1 protein-coding gene and 1 pseudogene are annotated in these 1,975 nt (G+C 55.8%); both read right to left on the bottom strand.

Annotation, left to right across the window (positions count from 1 at the left end; translation table 11 throughout):
* Positions 1 to 1,015, bottom strand: a pseudogene (locus tag WMO25_RS17540) (peptidase M23); the annotation flags it as partial.
* The gene (locus tag WMO25_RS17535; protein WP_349086476.1) at positions 1,015 to 1,962 is read right to left on the bottom strand and encodes a DNA-methyltransferase; all 948 of its coding nucleotides are present in this window, start codon (positions 1,960 to 1,962) and stop codon (positions 1,015 to 1,017) included. The pseudogene WMO25_RS17540 and the gene WMO25_RS17535, both read right to left, overlap by 1 nt.
* Between the last annotated feature and the right edge of the window lie 13 nt (positions 1,963 to 1,975).

The raw sequence follows: 1,975 nt of genomic DNA, 5'->3' as shown, positions 1-1,975 counted from the left end.
AGTGCTTGTTCATGTTCTGCTTCTTCATCTCAGGATGCTCCTGCTGATTTCTCTCATATTGGAGCTTGGCGTCAGCTACATCCGCCTTGTGTTCCAGCTTGGAAACCTTCTCATAAGGCTTGTTGACGCTGCTTTCCCGATGATGACGGAAATGCCTCGCAGCGGTCTCAGCGGCAATCTCTGTTTTATGCGCCGCCTCAACCGCCGTATTTTCCTGTTCGACCTCATGGATTTTGCCGTGAATGCCGGAAGCAAGGGTGTCACCGACCTTGCGGACGGTTTTATCTGCCTCAAATTGCAGCTTGCCTTTGCTCTTGGGCTTTTTCAGCTCATCCTCAAAATGAAGGCGGGTTTTGCCCTTTCCGGTCTCTTCATCAAAGACACGCTCTTTCTTGAGAACCTTGTGCGTGGGCAGCTTTTCACGGGCAGCATCCAGACGCTCATGTGCCTTCTCAGACTTCCTTTCGAGCTTCTGCATCCGCTTCGTGGGCAGGACGGCATCGTCCGAGACCGGCTTTGCGGAGGCGGTTTCCGCCGCTTGAGTGAGAATGGCATCTGCATCCACTGCTTCCACTGCCGAGGTCTTGCGCAGCTTGTGTGTGACAACTGTTTCGGCAATCACCGTGCCGGTATGAGAAGAAACGCCGTGCTGCTCTAAAGTTGGAGGCTTGAACGGCGTTTCCGAGGGCAGCGGTTCAGGTACATTCTGGGGTGGATTTTCTGCCCTTTTCTCTTCTGTGACGGACGTTTCCGAGGGCGGCTGTGTGTCGTTATCCTCGGCGTGTTCCGTCTGAAACTGACGCTGCTGACGGCGCATCTGCACCTTTTTCTGTTCCTCTGGGGAAAGAGCTTCGGAAGGCGCGGCTGTCTCAGCGGGCTTGACCAGCTCCGCATCGTCCAGCCGTTTTGACACACGCCGCTCGGAGCCAGCCGTCAGGTTTTCCTCAACTGCGCCCTCCCGCGTCATCCGCAGAACTACCTTGTCGCGGGCTTTGAGTTCCGGTTCCTTGGGCATCAGATTTCACCTCCAATCCGCTTGTAGGCAAGCTCGATGTATTCAGGGTTCAGCTCTATGCCCACGAAATGACGCCCCATCTGCGCGGCAACCATGCCGGTTGTGCCGCTCCCCATGAACGGGTCAAGCACAATGCCGCCTTCTGGACAACCGGCGAGAAGACAGGTCTCAACCAGCTTCGGAGGGTAGGCGGCGTAGTGACCGCCCTTGAAAGGGACGGTGTTGATCTTCCAGACATCGCGCTTGTTGCGTAGCGGATTGATGTCAGAATCCTTGATCTCGCCATGCTCACGGGGGCGGTTGATGGACTGCGGCTGAGGCTGACCGGGAACGGGCTTACCGTATTTGTTGCCGCCCTTCATGCCGCGCTTGAGGCGTTCCGCCGTTGCAGGGGCAATCGGTTCGGAAATCGCCTTGTAGTCGAAGAAATACTTCTTGGATTTCGAGAACAGGAAAATATGCTCGTAGCAGCGGGCGCAGCGGTCTTTGACGCTCTCCGGCATGGGGTTGTCCTTCATCCAGATGATGTCGTTGCGCAGATACCAGCCGGTATCGCGGAGGGCAAAAGCCAGCATCCACGGAATGCCGATCATGTCTTTCGGCTTGCAGCCATCAACCTTGTTGTTGAGAGCCACAGCCTGACCGTTTCTGCCGTTGGGGTTCTTCGGGTCAACGAAATCGCCCTGATTGCCTTTCCCAGCGTAGGTGTCCGAGATGTTCAGCCAGAGCGTACCGTCCGGACACAAAACGCGCCTGACTTCGGTAAACACTTCCGTCAGGCGCGAGATATATTCCTTCGGCGTTGTCTCTCTGCCGATCTGAGCATCCATGCCGTAATCGCGGAGCGCGTAATACGGAGGGGACGTCACACAGCAATGAACGCTGTCATCGGGCAGAGTTTTCAGGATTTCAAGGCAATCGCCGGTATGAATGATGTCAAGTTGTATGGTGGTGTACCTC

It is taken from the genome of Coprococcus intestinihominis (assembly GCF_040096555.1).
In the GTDB taxonomy this organism is placed as follows: Bacteria; Bacillota; Clostridia; order Lachnospirales; family Lachnospiraceae; genus Coprococcus_A; species Coprococcus_A intestinihominis.
The sequence above is the reverse complement of the archived record's forward strand: the minus strand, read 5'-3'. Positions and strand labels throughout refer to the sequence as shown.